The following is a 16641-nucleotide window of genomic DNA, read 5'->3' as shown; positions in this document are numbered from 1 at the left end:
ATTGAATAAGCAACGAAGAATTCCTTATTTTCGGAATAAGGCCATCGGCAATATCCTGTTTGCAGTTATATAAAAACAGGATGCCGCGATGCCTACTACCCATGACGGAGGCGCACCATGACCAAAGCGCCGACCTTGCCCCGCGTGTTACCCGGCTTCGGCCTGTCGCTGGGTTTCACCCTGACCTACCTGTCGCTGGTGGTGCTGATTCCGCTGGCGGCGGTGTTCATCCGTGCCAGCAGCCTGAGTCTGGAAGCGTTCTGGGACGCGGTGACCGCGCCGCGGGTGCTGGCCTCCTACCAGCTCAGTTTCGGCATGGCGCTGCTGGCCGCCGCCATCAACACCGTATTCGGCCTGCTGCTGGCGTGGTCGCTGGTGCGCTACCGCTTTCCCGGCAAGAAGCTGGTCGACGCACTGGTGGACCTGCCGTTCGCGCTGCCCACCGCGGTGGCCGGCATCGCGCTGACCGCCCTGTACGCCGGTAACGGCTGGCTGGGGCAGTACCTGGAGCCGCTGGGCATCAAGGTGGCGTTCGGCCCGCTGGGCGTGCTGGTGGCACTGGTATTCATCGGCCTGCCCTTCGTGGTGCGCACGGTGCAGCCGGTGCTGGAAGACCTGGAAACCGAGCTGGAAGAAGCCGCCACCAGCCTCGGCGCGCACCGCTGGCAGACCTTCCGCCACGTGATCCTGCCGGTGTTGCAGCCGGCGCTGATGACCGGCTTCGCGCTGGCCTTTGCCCGCGCCGTCGGCGAGTACGGCTCGGTGATCTTCATCGCCGGCAACATCCCGATGGTGTCGGAAATCACTCCGCTGATGATCATCAGCAAGCTGGAGCAGTACGACTACGCTGGCGCCACCGCCATTGCCAGCGTGATGCTGGTGGCGTCTTTCCTGCTGCTGCTGGCCATCAACGGCTTGCAGGCGTGGCAGGCACGCCGTAACGGGAGGAGCGAATAATGGCCGCCATAACTGCCAATCTGTATGCCCAGCACGACCGCGCCGCGCTGCTGGAAAGCCGCCAGGCCACCCGCGAGGCGCGCTGGGTGAAGTACACCATCCTCGGCGTGGCGCTGACCTTCTTCGCCATCTTCCTGCTGCTGCCGCTGGCGGTGGTGTTTGCCGAGGCGCTGGCCAAGGGCTGGCACACCTACCTCGACGCGCTGGTAGAGCCGGACGCGCTGTCGGCGGTGACGCTGACGCTGCTGGCGGCGGTCATCTCGGTGCCGCTGAACCTGGTGTTCGGCGTGGCGGCGGCGTGGGCGATCACCCGCTTCGATTTCCGCGGCAAGCAGCTGCTGATCACGCTGATCGACCTGCCGTTCTCGGTGTCGCCGGTGGTGGCCGGCCTGATCTACGTACTGGTCTTCAGCAGCCACGGCTGGATCGGCCCCTGGCTGCTGGAGCACGACATCAAGGTGATTTTCGCGGTGCCGGGCATCGTGCTGGCCACCGTGTTCGTCACCGTGCCGTTCGTCGCCCGCGAGCTGATTCCGCTCTTGCAGGCGCAGGGGCGCGAGGAAGAAGAAGCGGCGGTGGTGCTGGGGGCACGCGGCTGGCAGGTGTTCTGGCACGTGACGCTGCCCAATGTGCGCTGGGCGCTGCTGTACGGCGTGATCCTCAGCAATGCGCGGGCGATGGGCGAATTCGGCGCGGTGTCGGTGGTGTCCGGCCACATCCGCGGCGAGACCAACACCCTGCCGCTGCACGTGGAGATACTCTACAACGAGTACCAGTTCGCCGCCGCCTTCGCCGTGGCTAGCTTGCTGGCGCTGCTGGCACTGGTGACGCTGGCAGTGAAGAGCTGGATCGAATGGCGCGCCGCGCAGGCGCATGACTGATCGCAACAGGCTGGCCGTTGCGGCCAACCTTGCCCCAATTTGAACGGGCCGCGCATGACGCGGCCACGGAGAAAAAAGATGAGCATCCAGGTACAGAATATCCACAAGGCTTTCGGTGACTTCATTGCGCTGGACAACCTGACGCTGGACTTCCCCAGCGGCGAGCTGGTGGCACTGCTGGGACCGTCCGGCTGCGGCAAGACCACGTTGCTAAGGGTCATCGCCGGGCTGGAGCAGGCCGACAGCGGCCGCGTGCTGCTGGACGGCGACGACGCCTCCGACACCCACGTGCGCGAGCGCCAGGTCGGCTTCGTGTTCCAGCACTACGCGCTGTTCCGCCACATGACCGTATTCGACAACGTCGCCTTCGGCCTGCGCATGAAGCCGCGCAACATCCGTCCGTCCGAAGCCGAGATCAAACGCAAGGTGCACGAGCTGCTGCAACTGGTGCAGCTGGACTGGCTAGCCGACCGCTTCCCGGCGCAGCTGTCCGGCGGCCAGCGCCAGCGTATCGCGCTGGCACGCGCGCTGGCGGTGGAGCCACGCGTGCTGCTGCTGGACGAGCCGTTCGGCGCGCTGGACGCCAAGGTGCGCAAGGAGCTGCGCCGCTGGCTGCGCCGCCTGCACGACGAGCTGCACATCACCTCGATCTTCGTCACCCACGACCAGGAAGAGGCACTGGAAGTGGCCGACCGCGTGGTGCTGATGAACCACGGCCGCGTCGAGCAGATCGGCAGCCCGGCCGAGGTCTACCAGCAGCCGGCGACGCCCTTCGTGTACGGTTTCCTCGGTGCCGCCAATCGCTTCGAGGGCCACAGCAGCGCCGGCGGCATCGCCATCGGCAACGCCACCCTCACCGCCGAGCAGAACGGCCAGCACGGCGAGGTGATCGCCTTCGTGCGCCCGCACGAGCTGGACATCGTGCGCCACGAGTTCGGCCACGGCATTCCGGCGCGTATCAGCCGCGTGCTGACGCTGGGCGCGCTGACCCGCGTGGAGCTGGAAGGCCGCGACGACGTGGCCGGCCAGCATTTCGATGTCGAACTGCCGGCCAGCCACCCGCTGGCCGGCAGCCTGATCGCCGGCGAGCCGGTACGCCTGCAGCCGCGCAGCGTGCGCGTGTTTGCCAACCCCGAAACGGCAGGTGCCGCATGAACTTCCAGCAACTACGCATCATCCGCGAGACGGTAAGACAGAATTTCAACCTGACCGAGGTGGCCAACGCGCTGTTCACCTCGCAGTCCGGCGTGTCCAAGCACATCAAGGACCTGGAGGACGAGCTGGGGGTGGAGCTGTTCGTGCGCAAGGGCAAGCGTTTTCTCGGCCTGACCGACCCAGGCAAGGAGCTGCTGACCATCGTCGAGCGCATGCTGCTGGACGCCGGCAACATCAAGCGCCTGGCGGAGCAGTTCAGCCAGCGCGACGAGGGCCAGCTGACCATCGCCACCACCCACACCCAGGCGCGCTACGCGCTGCCCAAGGTGGTCACCGCGTTCAAGAAGTCCTTCCCCAAGGTGCACCTGGTGCTGCACCAGGCCAGCCCGGACGAGCTGGTACGGCTGCTGCTGGCCGGCGAGGCCGACATCGGCATCGCCACCGAGGCGGTGGCCGAGGTGCCGGAACTGGTGTCCTTCCCCTACTACAGCTGGCACCACGCGGTGATCGCGCCACCCGCGCACCCGCTGCACCAGCAGCCACTGACGCTGGAAACGCTGGCCGACTACCCGATCGTCACCTACCACCACGGTTTTACCGGCCGCGCGCAGATCGACCGCGCTTTCGCCGATGCCGCGCTGGCACCGGACATCGTGATGGCGGCACTGGACGCCGACGTGATCAAGACCTATGTCGAGCTGGAGCTGGGCGTCGGCATCATCGCCTCGATGGCGGTGGACCCGCAGCGCGATACGCAGGTGCGGGTGGTGGAAGGTGCGCCGCTGTTCGGCCACCAGACCACCCGCGTCGCCATCCGCCGCGGCCACTACCTGCGCAGCTACGCCTACCGCTTCATCGAGCTGTGCTCAGCGGCGCTGGACGAAGACACCGTGCGTCGTGCGCTGTCGCCGGTGGCGCAGGACTGAGCACCTGTACACGATCTGCTGCGCGGCGTGAACCGGTGCTGGAATGGGCCAGAACAGGCGTATTGATCTCAACATCAACGGCGCATTTTTGGCCCACCGCCTTGCCTGGCCTTGGCTCGCGAAATGATGAACAGGGTCTGGGCCACACTTCGTGACCGGTTACCCGCGCCCCAAACAATGCGGCCAACCTTGAGAAAGGTTGGCCGCATTGTCATTGCCGGGCGAAAAGTGCGGTTCAGGCTTGCGAGGTGTGCTTGAAGCGGTCGACTTGCGCCACCAGTTCGGTTGCGGTCTGGTTCAGCTGTGCCGACAGCGCCGCCGCCTCGTCGACGATCAGCGCATTGTCTTCGGCCAGCGAGGCGATGCGGCTGATGTTGACGGCGACTTCGTTGCTGGCCGCAGCCTGCTGTTGCATCGCGGCGGCAGTATCCTGGCTCTTGGCCGCGGTCTGGTTGGCCTCGTCGTGAATGCCGTCGAGATCCTGCAGGGTGGCCTGCACCAGGTCGAGGCCGCTTTCCATGCGCGTGCGCGCGGTGCGCATCTGGCCGGCGGCGTTGGCGGTCTCGTTGGTGATCACCTCGATCAGCTGGGTGATTTCCACTGTTTCCTTGCCGGTGCGTTCCGCCAGTTTGCGTACTTCGTCGGCGACCACGGCAAAGCCGCGGCCCATTTCCCCGGCGCGGGCGGCTTCGATCGCCGCATTCAGCGCCAGCAGGTTGGTCTGGTCGGCGATGTCGCGAATCGCGGTGATGATCTGGCGGATGCTCTGCGACTTGTCGGCCAGGCTGACGATCACCTCACCGGCGCTGTCCAGCGAGCCGGCAGTGTGCTGCATCGCCTGGGTGGTTTCCTGCATCCGCTCGCGGCCGGCGTTGACGCCCTGCTGCATCTGCTGTGCCACGGTCAGGTTGTCGTGGGTGTTGTCGCGCACCGAGGCGATGCCGACGGTCATTTCCTCGACCGCCGCCGCGATCTGGGTCGACGATTCGCTTTGTGCTTCCGCGGCGGAGGCGGCGCGGGCCGAGACCGTCTGCAGCGCTTCGGCGGCGCTCATCAGGCTGTGAGCATTGCTCTTCACCACCTTCAGGGTGCCGGCAAAGGCATCGACCAGCTCGTCGAAGGCACGGCCCATGCGCGCGATCTCGTCGTCGCCTTCCAGCCTCGCGCGTGGAGCCAGGTCCAGATTGTGACTCATGCTGGTCATCAGTTGCTCCAGGCGCATCACCGGCTTGCGGATGCTGCGGTACACCGCCAGGCCGCCGATCAGCAGTAGCAGCGACAGCAGCAGGGTGCCGCCGAGGGTGATCATCAGGCTGCGCCACGCTTCGTCGATATTCCGTGCTACCACGTCATCCAGCTGCTGCAGCAGCTTTTCCTGCGCCGTTTTCAGCTGGCCGATCTGCGCCGAGGTGGCGGCAAACCATTGCTCCGGCGTCACGCTCGGCGGCGTGCCCGGCTCGGCGCCGTAGATGCTGCTGCGCAACTGTTTCAGGGTGGCGGCAGCATCGGACTGCAGGAACGGTTGCAGCGATTGCGCCAGCTCTGGTGGCGCCAGCAGCAGCAGCTGTCCGGCGCAGCCGTCCTGGCGCGCCTGCAGGCCGATGGCCTGGCCGAGGCTGGCCTGGGTCAGACCGCCGCCGGCCAGCGCACCGTTGACGAAACCGCGCTCGCGGCCGGCGTATTCCTTGGTGCACAGCAGGTTGGACAAGGCGGTGCTGAAGCGGATGACATCGCCCTCGTCGGAAGCGGTGCCGAGGCTGGCGACCAGCGCGATCTGCGCCTCGATCTGCTGGCTGTAGGCGGCAAAGGCGGCCGGTGCCGCCAGGCTCCGCCCGTCAATGGCGCCACGCTGCCCCAGCAGGCCGCGCACACCGCCGGCCACGGTATTAACGCGCTGTTTAACCTCGCCATCCGGCAGTGCCGCTGCGGTGCTTTCCAGTGCTTTCAGCGCGGCGTCGGCCTTGCTGCGCGCTTCGCCCAGGCTAGGCGGCAGTGCGCCCTGCCCGTTCAGATAGCCGTTGCTCAGGCCGCGCTCGGCCTGCAGTGTGTCCACCAGCGTCGAGGCCAGTGTCGAAACCGATACCAGATGCTTGGCTTGCTGCATGTCGCCGAGGAAGCTGTAGCGCTGCAGTGACAGCGTCGAAGCCAGGAAGAAGGTCATCAGACCAAACGGCAGGACAAGCAGGATCAGCTTGTGACCAATACTGAGGCGGGAAAGCATGGCATTGACTCCGGTGGGTAGAGAAATCTTGTCAGGCACGTTCTAAAACCGTTGCGGCCCGGTCATGTTTTATTTTGTATAGGCATCAAGCATAGTGTATTCGCAACTGATTGTGCGGCCAACATGTTGCACTGCAATCACGGGATCGGCTTGATTCGCCGTCAGTATTGCAGTGCGCTGCAACATCCGCGTTGATTAAGCACAAAAAAGGCCTGATTGCGAAATCAGGCCTTTTTTCAACAACAATGCTTGTTAATGGCGCGGCCGTACCAGCTGCCAGGTGCGACCGAGGTAGGTCACGGCACCAAAACCGCTCCACACGTGCACCAGACGGGTGAACGGGAAGATCACGAACAGGGTCATGCCCATGAACAGGTGCGCCTTGAACATCGGCGACACGCCGGCAACAAAGGTGGCGGCATCGCCACGGAAGGTGATGATGTGCTGTGCCCAGCTCATCAGCAACACCATTTCGTGACCATCCAGATGGCCGGCCGATACCGCGATGGTTGACAGGCCGAGCAGCAAGGTAGCCAAGATCCACAGCAGCACCAGCTTGTCACGCCAGGTGGTGTTTGCCGTCAGACGGTCGTTGGAGAAGCGGCGATGCAACAGCAGCAGCACGCCGATCAGGCACAGGGTACCCATGATGCCGCCGGCGGTCATCGCGAATACCTGCTTGAAGCTGTGCGTCACGCCCAGCGCATCCCACACCGCCACCGGCGTCAGCAGGCCGACGGCATGACCGAAGAACAGGCCGATGATGCCGAGGTGGAACAGGATGTTGCCCAGGCGCAGGCTGCCGCGATGCAACAGCTGGCTGGATTCGCTCTTCCAGCTGTATTGCTCGCGCTCGAAGCGCATCAGGCTGCCGAGCAGGAAAATGGCCAGCGCGATGTAGGGATAGATCCCGAAAACGAATTGATGCAAGTAGTCCATGTCTTTCTCCTTGCGGCCAACGGGTGAGCGCCAGCGCCCACCCGGACCGTCAGCGGATTAATGGCAGGCGGCCGGGCCGCTACCCTTGGGATAGAAATTGACCGGGGCGATGTGCGGCAGCGTCGGCTTCAGCAGTGGCTCGACACCATCGGCACCGGGGCCGAAGGTTTCCAGCGCTTCGTCCATGTCGCGGATCGGCGGCACCGACAGTGGCTCCGGTGCTACCGGCGACAGCGAGACCAGCGCCTGCAGCACGCCGGCGTAGTCGCTGCCGCTTTCCACCAGTCGGCCGGCGACGTGGGCCAGTACGTGCACCGCATCACCCAGCAGGCGATTGGCTTCGTCGGCCTCGCACAGCGACAGGAATTCCAGGAACAGCGGCACATAGTCCGGCAGCTCTTCGCTGACCGGCTCGAAGCCGTGCGCCTTGTATTCCTCGATCAGGTCCACCATCGCCTGACCGCGGGCGCGGTCCTCGCCGTGGATATGCTCGAACAGGTGCAGCGAGTGCGACGGGTTGCGGTCGAAGATCTGCACGTAGTCCTGCTGTACCTCGATCAGCTCGCCTGCGGCCAACCTTTGCAGCAGCGGCTCGACCGCGGCCACCAGGGTGGCGTCGTCGGCCAGCACTGCGCGGATTTCCGGCAGCGCGGCGATCAGGTCAGGCTGCGGGTAACCCAGCAGCGCCGCCAGCGCACGATAAATCATCGGGTTGTGCATGCTCATTCTCCGGCGTTGGCCTTGCGGTCGCGACGCATGTCGTGGAACACGATGGGGGAAGCCTTCTTCTTGCCGAACAGGCTAGGCTCGGACGTGCCGCTGGAGCAGCCGTTACCGAAGGTGAAGCCGCAGCTGGCCTTGTCGTCGAAGGTGTTTTCCACCATTTCCTTGTGGCTGGACGGAATCACGAAGCGGTCTTCGTAGTTGGCAATCGCCATCACCTGATACATCTCTTCCACTTGCGCGGCCTTGAGATGGGTGCCCTTCAGCGTGCTTTCGTCGATGACTTTCTCCACGCTCTTCTTGCGCATGTAGCGGCGCATGGCGACCATGGTTTCCAGCGCTTTCACCACCGGCTCTTCCTTGCCGGCAGTCAGCAGGTTGGCCAGGTACTGGATCGGGATGCGCAAGTCTTTCACGTCCGGGATGATGCCGTTCTCGCCGATCAGGCCGTTTTCCAGTGCGGACTGGATCGGCGACAGTGGCGGGATGTACCACACCATCGGCAGCGTGCGGTATTCCGGATGCAGCGGGAACGCTACCTTCCACTCCATCGCCATCTTGTAGACTGGCGAGTTCTGTGCGGCCAGCAACCAGCTGTCGGCGATGCCCTGCTTCTTGGCTTCGGCGATCACTTCCGGTGCGTTCGGGTCGAGGAACACGCCCAGTTGCGCTTCGTACAGGCTCTTCGGATCTTCGACGCTGGCAGCGGCTTCGATCTTGTCGGCGTCGTACAGCAGCACGCCCAGATAGCGGATGCGGCCAACGCAGGTCTCGGAGCACACAGTCGGCTGACCGGCTTCGATACGCGGGTAGCAGAAGATGCACTTCTCGGCCTTGCCGGTAGTCCAGTTGTAGTAAATCTTCTTGTACGGGCAGCCCGACACGCACATGCGCCAGCCGCGGCACTTGTCCTGGTCGATCAGCACGATGCCGTCGTCTTCACGCTTGTAGATGGAGCCGGACGGGCAGCTGGCGACACAGGCCGGGTTCAGGCAGTGTTCGCACAGGCGCGGCAGGTACATCATGAAGGTGTTCTCGAAGGCCGAGTACATCTCCTTCTGGATGCCTTCGAACAGCGCGTCCTTGGAACGCTTGCTGAATTCGCCGCCGAGGTCGTCTTCCCAGTTCGGGCCCCACTCGATCTTGTCCATCTTCTTGCCGGTCAGTACCGATACCGGGCGTGCAGTCGGCGGCGTGATCATTTCCGGCGCGTTCTGCAGATGTTCGTAGTCGTAGGTGAACGGCTCGTAGTATTCGTCGATCGCCGGCAGGTTCGGGTTGGCGAACACGTTGGCGAGGATCTTCAGACGGCCGCCCTGGCGCGGCTCCAGCTTGCCGTTGGGCTTGCGCACCCAGCCGCCCTGCCATTTGTCCTGGTTCTCCCAGTCCTTGGGATAGCCGATGCCGGGCTTGGTCTCGACGTTGTTGAACCACGCGTATTCGACACCGTCGCGACTGGTCCACACGTTCTTGCAGGTTACCGAACAGGTATGGCAACCGATGCACTTGTCGAGGTTGAGCACCATACCGATTTGGGCACGGATTTTCATTGTGATACTCCTGTTTTTTGCGACAAACCCCGCGCACGACACCTTACAGCGTCACTGCATGTCGGCGCGGGCTTCGCGGCCAAAAGGGTTTAGGCGTTATCAGCCAGCGGCTTGTCCAGCCAGTCCACGTTCTTCATCTTGCGTACGATCACGAATTCGTCGCGGTTGGAGCCGACGGTGCCGTAGTAGTTGAAGCCCCACGACAGCTGGGCGTAGCCGCCGATCATGTGCGTCGGTTTGGTGACCGCTCGCGTTACCGAGTTGTGGATACCGCCGCGCTTGCCGCTGGTTTCCGCGCCCGGCACGTTCACGATCTTCTCCTGGGCGTGGTACATCAGGCTCATGCCTTCCGGAACCCGCTGCGATACCACCGCACGGGCCGTCAGCGTGCCGTTGACGTTGAACACCTCGATCCAGTCGTTGTCGACGATGCCGGCCTTCTTGGCGTCGATCTCGGACACCCAGACGTGCGGGCCGCCACGCGACAGCGTCAGCATGCGCAGGTTGTCGGAGTAGGTACTGTGGATACCCCACTTCTGGTGCGGCGTGATCCAGTTCAGCACGATCTCGCTATTGCCGTTCGGCTTCTTGCCTAGGATGGCTTCGGTGGTCTTCAGGTCCACGTGCGGCTTGTAGACACACAGGCCTTCGCCGAAAGCACGCATCCACTGGTGATCCTGGTAGAACTGCTGGCGACCGGTGATGGTGCGCCATGGGATCAGCTCGTGCACGTTGGTGTAGCCGGCGTTGTAGCTGACTTCTTCGCTTTCCAGACCCGACCAGGTCGGCGAGGAAATGATCTTGCGTGGCTGCGCCTGCACGTCGCGGAAGCGGATGGAGTCATGCTCGCGCGGCAGTGCCAGATGGGTGTGGTCGCGTCCGGTGATCTTGGACAGCGCGCCCCAGGCCTTCACTGCCACGTGGCCGTTGGTTTCCGGTGCCAGCGTCAGGATCATCTCTGCCGCGTCGATGGCGGTATTCAGCTTCGGCTGGCCGGCGGCAACACCTTCTGCCACGGTCTGGTTCAGGCCGCGCAGCACGTCCACTTCGTGGCCGGTTTTCCAGGCGATGCCCTTGCCGCCGTTGCCCACTTTTTCCAGCAACGGGCCGATGGAGGTGAACTTGTCGTAGATCTTGGTGTAATCGCGTTCCACTACCGTCATCTTCGGCATGGTCTTGCCTGGAATCGGGTCGCACTCGCCTTTTTTCCAGTCGCGCGGGTCGAATGGCTGACCCAGCTCTTCCGGGGTGTCGTGCATCAGCGGGGTCAGTACCAGATCCTTCTGCACGCCGAGGTAGTCGCCGCCTACTTCAGAGATCGCCTTGGCGAAGCCCTTGTAGATTTCCCAGTCACTCTTCGCCTGCCACAGCGGCTGTACCGCTTCCGACAACGGGTGGATGAATGGGTGCATGTCGGAGGTGTTGAGGTCGTCCTTCTCGTACCAGGTGGCGGTCGGCAGCACGATGTCGCCGTACAGGCAGGTGGTGGACATGCGGAAGTCCAGCACCACCAGCAGGTCGAGCTTGCCTTCCACCGCCGGACGCACGGTGATTTCGGTCGGCTTGATGCAGCCTTCTTCGCTATTCATCACCGCGTTCTGGGTGCCGAGCAGGTACTTCAGGAAGTACTCGTGGCCCTTGCCGGAGGAACCCAGGATGTTGGAACGCCACACGAACATATTGCGCGGGAAGTTCTTCGGGTTGTCCGGATCGTTGCAGGCCATGTCCAGCTTGCCGGACTTCAGGCTTTCCACCGTGTAGGCGATCGGATCCTTGCCTTCGGCCGCGGCGAGACGGGTAATGTCCAGCGGGTTGGTGGTCAGCTGCGGTGCCGACGGCAACCAGCCCATGCGCTCGGCCTTGGCGTTGTAGTCGATCAGCGCCATGTTGGCCATGCTGCCGTTGGCAGTCGGGCACAGGATCTCGTTGACGCCCAGTTTCTCGTGGCGCCACTGACTGGTGTGCGCGTAGAAGAAGCTGGTGCCGTTCATCTGGCGTGCCGGACGGTTCCAGTCGGCGGCGAAGGCCAGCGGTGCCCAGCCGGTTTGCGGACGCAGTTTTTCCTGGCCGACGTAGTGGCACCAGCCACCGCCGCTCTGGCCGATACAACCGCACATCATCAGCATGTTGATGATGCCGCGGTAGGTCATATCCATGTGGTACCAGTGGTTCAGCGCCGCGCCGACGATCACCATCGACTTGCCGCGGGTCTGGTCGGCGTTCTGCGCGAATTCGCGCGCCACCTGGATCACCATCTCCGGCTTCACGCCGGTGTGTTTCTGCTGCCAGGCCGGGGTGTACGGTACGTCGTCGAAGTAGTCCTTCGCCACGTTGCCGCCGCCGAGGCCACGGTCGATGCCGTAGTTGGCCGCCATCAGGTCGAACACGGTGGCCACCAGCGCCTGCTTGCCGTCGGCGAGGGTGATGCGCTTGACCGGCACGTTGCGGGTCAGCAGTTCGTCGTGCTCGGCACCGAAGTACGGGAAGGCCACGCCGACCACGTCGTCACGCTGTTCGATCAGCGACAGGCGACCCTTGACTTCGTTACCGTTGCCGCCGTCCTTCTCTTCCAGGTTCCACTTGCCGGCTTCGCCTTCTGGCTGGGTCCAGCGGAAACCGATGGAGCCGTTCGGTGCCACGATCTTGCCGCTGAGCTCGTCGATGATCAGCGTTTTCCATTCCGGGTTGGTGTTCTCGCCCAGATTGGCTTCCAGGTGCGAGGCACGCAGGAAGTAGTCCGGCACGTAACGGCCGCCGTCCTGGCGCAGCGTCACCAGCATCGGCATGTCGGTGTACTGACGGATGTAATCGGTGAAGTAGGCCGACGGATTGTCGAGGTGGAACTCCTTGAAGATGACATGGCCCATCGCCATTGCCAGCGCGGCGTCGGTGCCCTGCTTCGGCGCCAGCCAGATGTCGCCGAACTTGGCCATTTCGCCGAAGTCGGATGATACCGCCACGGTCTTGGTGCCCTTGTAGCGCACTTCGGTATAGAAGTGGGCGTCCGGGGTACGTGTCATCGGTACGTTGGAGCCCCATACCATCAGGTAGGTGGAGTTGTACCAGTCGGCCGATTCGGCCACGTCGGTCTGTTCGCCCCAGACCTGCGGCGAGGCCGGCGGCAAGTCGCAGTACCAGTCATAGAACGACAGCGGTACGCCACCGATCAGCGACAGGTAGCGGCTACCGGCAGCGTAGGACACCATCGACATTGCCGGAATCGGCGAGAAGCCGACTACGCGGTCAGGGCCGTAGTTCTTGATGGTGTAGGCATTGGATGCCGCGATGATTTCATTCACTTCATCCCAGCTGGCGCGCACGAAACCGCCCTGGCCACGCTTGGATTTGTACTGTTTGGCTGTTTCCGGGTTCTGGCTGATCTGTTCCCAGGCATCAATGGCGCCCATGGTCTTGCGGGCTTCGCGCCACAGCTTCATCAGGCGGCCGCGCACCATCGGGTATTTCACGCGCTGGGCGGAATACACGTACCAGCTGTACGACGCACCACGGGGGCAGCCGCGCGGTTCGTGGTTAGGCAGATCGGGACGGGTACGCGGGTAGTCGGTCTGCTGGGTTTCCCAGGTGATCAGGCCGTTTTTGACATACACCTTCCAGCTACAGGAGCCGGTGCAGTTCACGCCGTGGGTGGAACGCACGATCTTGTCGTGCTGCCAGCGTTGACGGTAGCCGTCTTCCCACTTGCGGTCTTCTTTTACCACCGCACCGTGGCCATCGGCGAAGGTGGATTTCACCTTGCCCAGAAAATTCAGTCTGTCGAGAAAGTGGCTCATTTTGCCTCCGTATTTTTGCCGCCATTGCGGCCCGCAAAGGTTGGCCGCAAGCGAATGCGGATACCTGTGGTCACGGTTGACAGAATAGGAAAACGCAGCAATGGCGCCCATTCGCCACAGGTGGCAGCGATATGACGCAGAGGGAGGAAGGCGACTAGTTCGAAAGTGGTAGACGACCCCGGCGTTGGGAGGTGTCCGCCCGCCACAGCAGGCGTTGTCAGCATCATGAAAAAAGCCCTGCCGATGGCTGTCGGCAGGGCTGCGTCAAGCTGGCGGCGATATCAGGAGGTCGCCAGCGCCAGGTCCGGGGTGGCGTGGCGCGGCTTGTGACCGGCAATGCCGTAGTAGAAAATGAACAGGTAGCACAGCAGCGGCACCACGAAGGACAGCAGCAGGCCGAGGCTGTCCGCCAGCGACGCCTGCAACAGCGGCATCAGCGCCCCGCCGACAATCGCCATGCACAGCACGCCGGAGCCGGCACCGGTGAAGCGCCCCAGCCCGTTCAGCGCCAGCGAGAAGATGGTCGGGAACATGATCGAGTTGCACAGCCCGACCGCCAGCAGGCTGTACATCGCCAGCTTGCCGCCACACAGCACCGCCACGGAGATCAGCAGCACGCTGAGCAGCGCATTGCAGGCCAGCACCTTGCTGGCGGCAACGTGGCGCATTACCACGCTGCCCAGGAAGCGCCCGACCATGGCACAGCCCCAGTACACGGCCAGCAGGCGGCCGGCATCGGCTTGGTTCAGGCCGCCGATGTCCGGCTGCTCCATCAGGCTGACCAGGAAGCTGCCGATGCCGACCTCAGCACCAACGTAGACGAAGATCGCCACCGCGCCCAGCACCAGATGACGGTGCTGCCACACGCTGTGACGCACCACCTCGCCGGCGGCGGCCGCCTGCTGCGGGTGCTCGTCCTTGATCGCCGGCAGGCGCAGCAGTGCGAACACCACCGCGATGGCGAACAACAGGCCGGCCAGCACCAGATACGGCAGTTGCACCGCGCTGGCCTTGGCCGTCGCGCCGTCGTGGCTGTCGACCAGGATCAGCATCGCGCCCAGCAGCGGTGCCACGGCGGTGCCCAGCGCATTGAATGCCTGGGTCAGGTTGAGGCGGCTGGACGCCGTCTTCGCCGGCCCCAGTCGTGTCACGTAAGGGTTGGCCGCCACCTGCAGCACGGTGATGCCCGCCGCCAGCACGAACAGCGCGCCAAGAAAGGCCGGATACGACAGACTGGCCGCCGCCGGATAGAACAGCAGGCAGCCGATGCCGGCGGTGCACAGCCCGGCGACAATGCCACGCTGGTAGCCACAGGCCTGCACCAGCCGCCCAGCCGGCAGCGACACGATGAAATAGGCAGTAAAGAAACTGAACTGCACCAGCGCCGCCTGCACATAGCTCAGCGCGAACACGCCCTTGAGATGCGGCACCAGGATATCGTTGAGCGAGGTGATCAGACCCCACATGAAGAACAGGGAAGTCAGCACCGCCAGCGGCTTCCCGTATTGTGCTGAGTGGACATGCTGTGGCATGTGACTAAGGCTCCGTGTGTTGTTATGCATGGGAGCGGTAGTCTAATGACTATGCGGCTTGTACTCGATTACTTTCACTATTCTTACAGTAATTAATCGGCAACTTACTCACCGAAAGAGATTTTTTCTTTTGATTTTCATTGCCTTGAAAGAATCCGTCTCTGCTACCACAGCGGCATAAACGGCTCGCACTGCCAATTAAATGTAAGTTTCATGTAAGAAAATTACCGCCCTGCCCGCTGCCGGCCTCCGCCGGCAGCGACCCTAGCTCAAGTGGTGTAACAGGCCACGTCACGGCGCATGTTCTGCGCCAGCTCGTGCAGACGCAGCGCATTGAGCGCGGTGCTCTGTGCCGCGGCGCTGCTCTCCTCGGCAATCTGGGCGATGCCTTCCACCTTCTGCGAGATGCGACCACTGGCTTCGCTCTGCTCGTGGATGGCGGCGGCAATATCCGCCACCTGCTGACCAACCTGCCCGGCCAGCGTGCGCAGCTCGCCGATGGCGACGCCAGCCTCGCGCACCCGCGCCACGCCCTGCTCGACGCGGCCAACCACGTCACCGATCAGGTGCACGGTGGCGGTCGAGCCTTCGCGGATACTGGAAACGGTGGCATGAATCTGCCCGGTAGACGCGGTGGTACGCTCAGCCAGCTTGCGCACCTCGTCGGCGACCACGGCAAAGCCGCGCCCGGATTCACCGGCACGGGCGGCCTCGATCGCGGCGTTCAACGCCAGCAGGTTGATCTGGTCGGCGATCTCGCCGATCACGTTGACCACCGAACCGATCGACTCGCTGCGGTTTTGCAGCTCCTGCACGTAGCGCGCAGTGTCGTTCACCGCACTGGAGATGCTCTCGATCTCGGTCACCGTATCGCGGATCAGCCGTTCGCTCTGCACCACCTGCTGCCCGGAGGCCGTCGCCAGCCGGTCGGCATCGCGGGTGCGCTCGGCAATGTGGCCGATACTGATGGTGACCGCCTCCACGGCCGCCGCCATTTCCGTGGCCGATACGCTGGCGTGATGGGCACCGCTCTTCACCTGGTCGGACGCCACGCTGAGGTCTTCCGCCGCCACCGTCACCGCGTGCGAGTGGTCGCCGATCTGGTGGATGGAATCGCGCATCTTGCCCAGCAAGTGGTTGAACGCCTTCAGCAGGCCACCGATCTCGTCATTCTTGTGCACCACCACGCGCTGCGACAGGTCCTGGCGGTCGGAGATGCCGCGCACCGCCAGCACCGCCGACTGCACCGGACGGTTGATACTGCGCAGGATCAGCCAGCCACAGCCGAACAGCAACACCATGGACAACAGCAGCGACACCGCAAACGCCAGCTTGGCGGAGGCCATTTCCGCCTCGGCCTGCGCCCGGTTGTGGCGCCCCTCGTCCAGTACATCGTTGACGATGGCCGTCACCGAGCTACCCAGCTCGGTGCCCACCTGGCGCCACGGTTCCATCGCCGCCGACAGTTGCGGCGCCGTCATTCCCGGCGTCACCCGCACCGCGTGTACCCGGTCCAGCAGCAGCAGGTACTGCTCGAACAGCGTGTCGAAGCGTTGCAGGTTGGCCAAGTCCTCGGGATGACGCAGTTGCGACTTCAGCTGCCGCAGCAGCTGGCGCAGCTTGTGCGAGGTTTCGCGGGTGCGCAGCCGCGCCTGCAGCTGGAAACTGCTGTCCTGCTCGTACACCTGCAGGATGTCGTCGATACGCAGATCCTTGAACGTGCTGCGGATATTCGCCACCAGTCCCAGCCGCGGGATGATGGTCTCATTGACCACGTCCAGCTTGGCATCGGCCGCCCGCAAGGCGTTCAGGCCCACCATGCTGGGCACCAGCGCCGCCAGCAGGGCCAGAACGGTAAAACACAACAACTTCAGTTTGATGGTCATCGTCACACTCCAGAAGAGGGGTCAAGCCGGTTAACGTCGTGGGCATTACGCTTGCTGGATTTCCTGTCACTCCGTGCGGG

The 16641-nt window shown here is 63.8% G+C and carries 11 protein-coding genes; 4 read left to right on the top strand and 7 right to left on the bottom strand.

Features of this window, described 5'->3' with window-relative positions; translation table 11 throughout:
• Window positions 1-117: 117 nt before the first annotated feature.
• From cysT to PQU89_RS04305, 4 genes are all read left to right on the top strand, one after another.
• Window positions 118-957 (top strand): sulfate ABC transporter permease subunit CysT, encoded by an 840-nt coding sequence (gene cysT / locus PQU89_RS04320; RefSeq protein WP_120809933.1) that lies wholly within the window; start codon window positions 118-120, stop codon window positions 955-957.
• Window positions 957-1838 carry a sulfate ABC transporter permease subunit CysW gene (cysW, locus tag PQU89_RS04315; protein WP_272764773.1) on the top strand — a complete coding sequence of 294 codons (882 nt, stop codon included), beginning with the start codon at window positions 957-959 and terminating at the stop codon, window positions 1836-1838. Before cysT ends, cysW begins: the two co-directional genes overlap by 1 nt.
• Window positions 1839-1916: 78 nt before the next feature.
• A complete protein-coding gene (locus PQU89_RS04310; protein WP_272764772.1) occupies window positions 1917-2993 on the top strand; it encodes a sulfate/molybdate ABC transporter ATP-binding protein in 1077 nt (358 codons plus the stop codon).
• Entirely contained in the window at window positions 2990-3919 is a 930-nt protein-coding gene (locus tag PQU89_RS04305) for a CysB family HTH-type transcriptional regulator (RefSeq protein WP_120809935.1), read from the top strand. The genes PQU89_RS04310 and PQU89_RS04305 overlap by 4 nt, the downstream gene beginning before the upstream one ends.
• Window positions 3920-4154: 235 nt before the next feature.
• Here the strand turns inward: PQU89_RS04305 and PQU89_RS04300 are convergent, their stop codons facing one another.
• The 7 genes from PQU89_RS04300 to PQU89_RS04270 all read right to left on the bottom strand — a co-directional run bounded on the left by PQU89_RS04300 (window position 4155) and on the right by PQU89_RS04270 (window position 16561).
• Window positions 4155-6140: a methyl-accepting chemotaxis protein gene (locus PQU89_RS04300; protein ID WP_272764771.1), complete on the bottom strand. Its 1986-nt coding sequence runs from the start codon at window positions 6138-6140 to the stop codon at window positions 4155-4157.
• Window positions 6141-6392: 252 nt separating this feature from the next.
• On the bottom strand, window positions 6393-7079 hold the full coding sequence (gene narI / locus PQU89_RS04295) for a respiratory nitrate reductase subunit gamma (protein ID WP_047965428.1): 687 nt from the start codon (window positions 7077-7079) through the stop codon (window positions 6393-6395).
• 57 nt (window positions 7080-7136) lie between these two features.
• Window positions 7137-7799, bottom strand: coding sequence for a nitrate reductase molybdenum cofactor assembly chaperone (gene narJ / locus PQU89_RS04290; protein WP_373321296.1), 663 nt, complete (start codon window positions 7797-7799; stop codon window positions 7137-7139).
• A 2-nt stretch (window positions 7800-7801) separates the two neighbouring features.
• Window positions 7802-9352, bottom strand: coding sequence for a nitrate reductase subunit beta (narH, locus tag PQU89_RS04285; RefSeq protein ID WP_120809938.1), 1551 nt, complete (start codon window positions 9350-9352; stop codon window positions 7802-7804).
• A gap of 89 nt (window positions 9353-9441) precedes the next feature.
• Window positions 9442-13143, bottom strand: coding sequence for a nitrate reductase subunit alpha (locus PQU89_RS04280; protein WP_272764769.1), 3702 nt, complete (start codon window positions 13141-13143; stop codon window positions 9442-9444).
• 281 nt (window positions 13144-13424) lie between these two features.
• Entirely contained in the window at window positions 13425-14675 is a 1251-nt protein-coding gene (locus PQU89_RS04275; protein WP_272764768.1) for a sugar MFS transporter, read from the bottom strand.
• A gap of 269 nt (window positions 14676-14944) precedes the next feature.
• Complete coding sequence (locus PQU89_RS04270) at window positions 14945-16561, bottom strand: methyl-accepting chemotaxis protein (RefSeq protein ID WP_272764767.1); 1617 nt, start codon at window positions 16559-16561, stop codon at window positions 14945-14947.
• Between the last annotated feature and the right edge of the window lie 80 nt (window positions 16562-16641).

The organism is Vogesella indigofera (assembly GCF_028548395.1).
Classification (GTDB): Bacteria; Pseudomonadota; Gammaproteobacteria; order Burkholderiales; family Chromobacteriaceae; genus Vogesella; species Vogesella indigofera_A.
The sequence above is the reverse complement of the archived record's forward strand: the minus strand, read 5'-3'. Positions and strand labels throughout refer to the sequence as shown.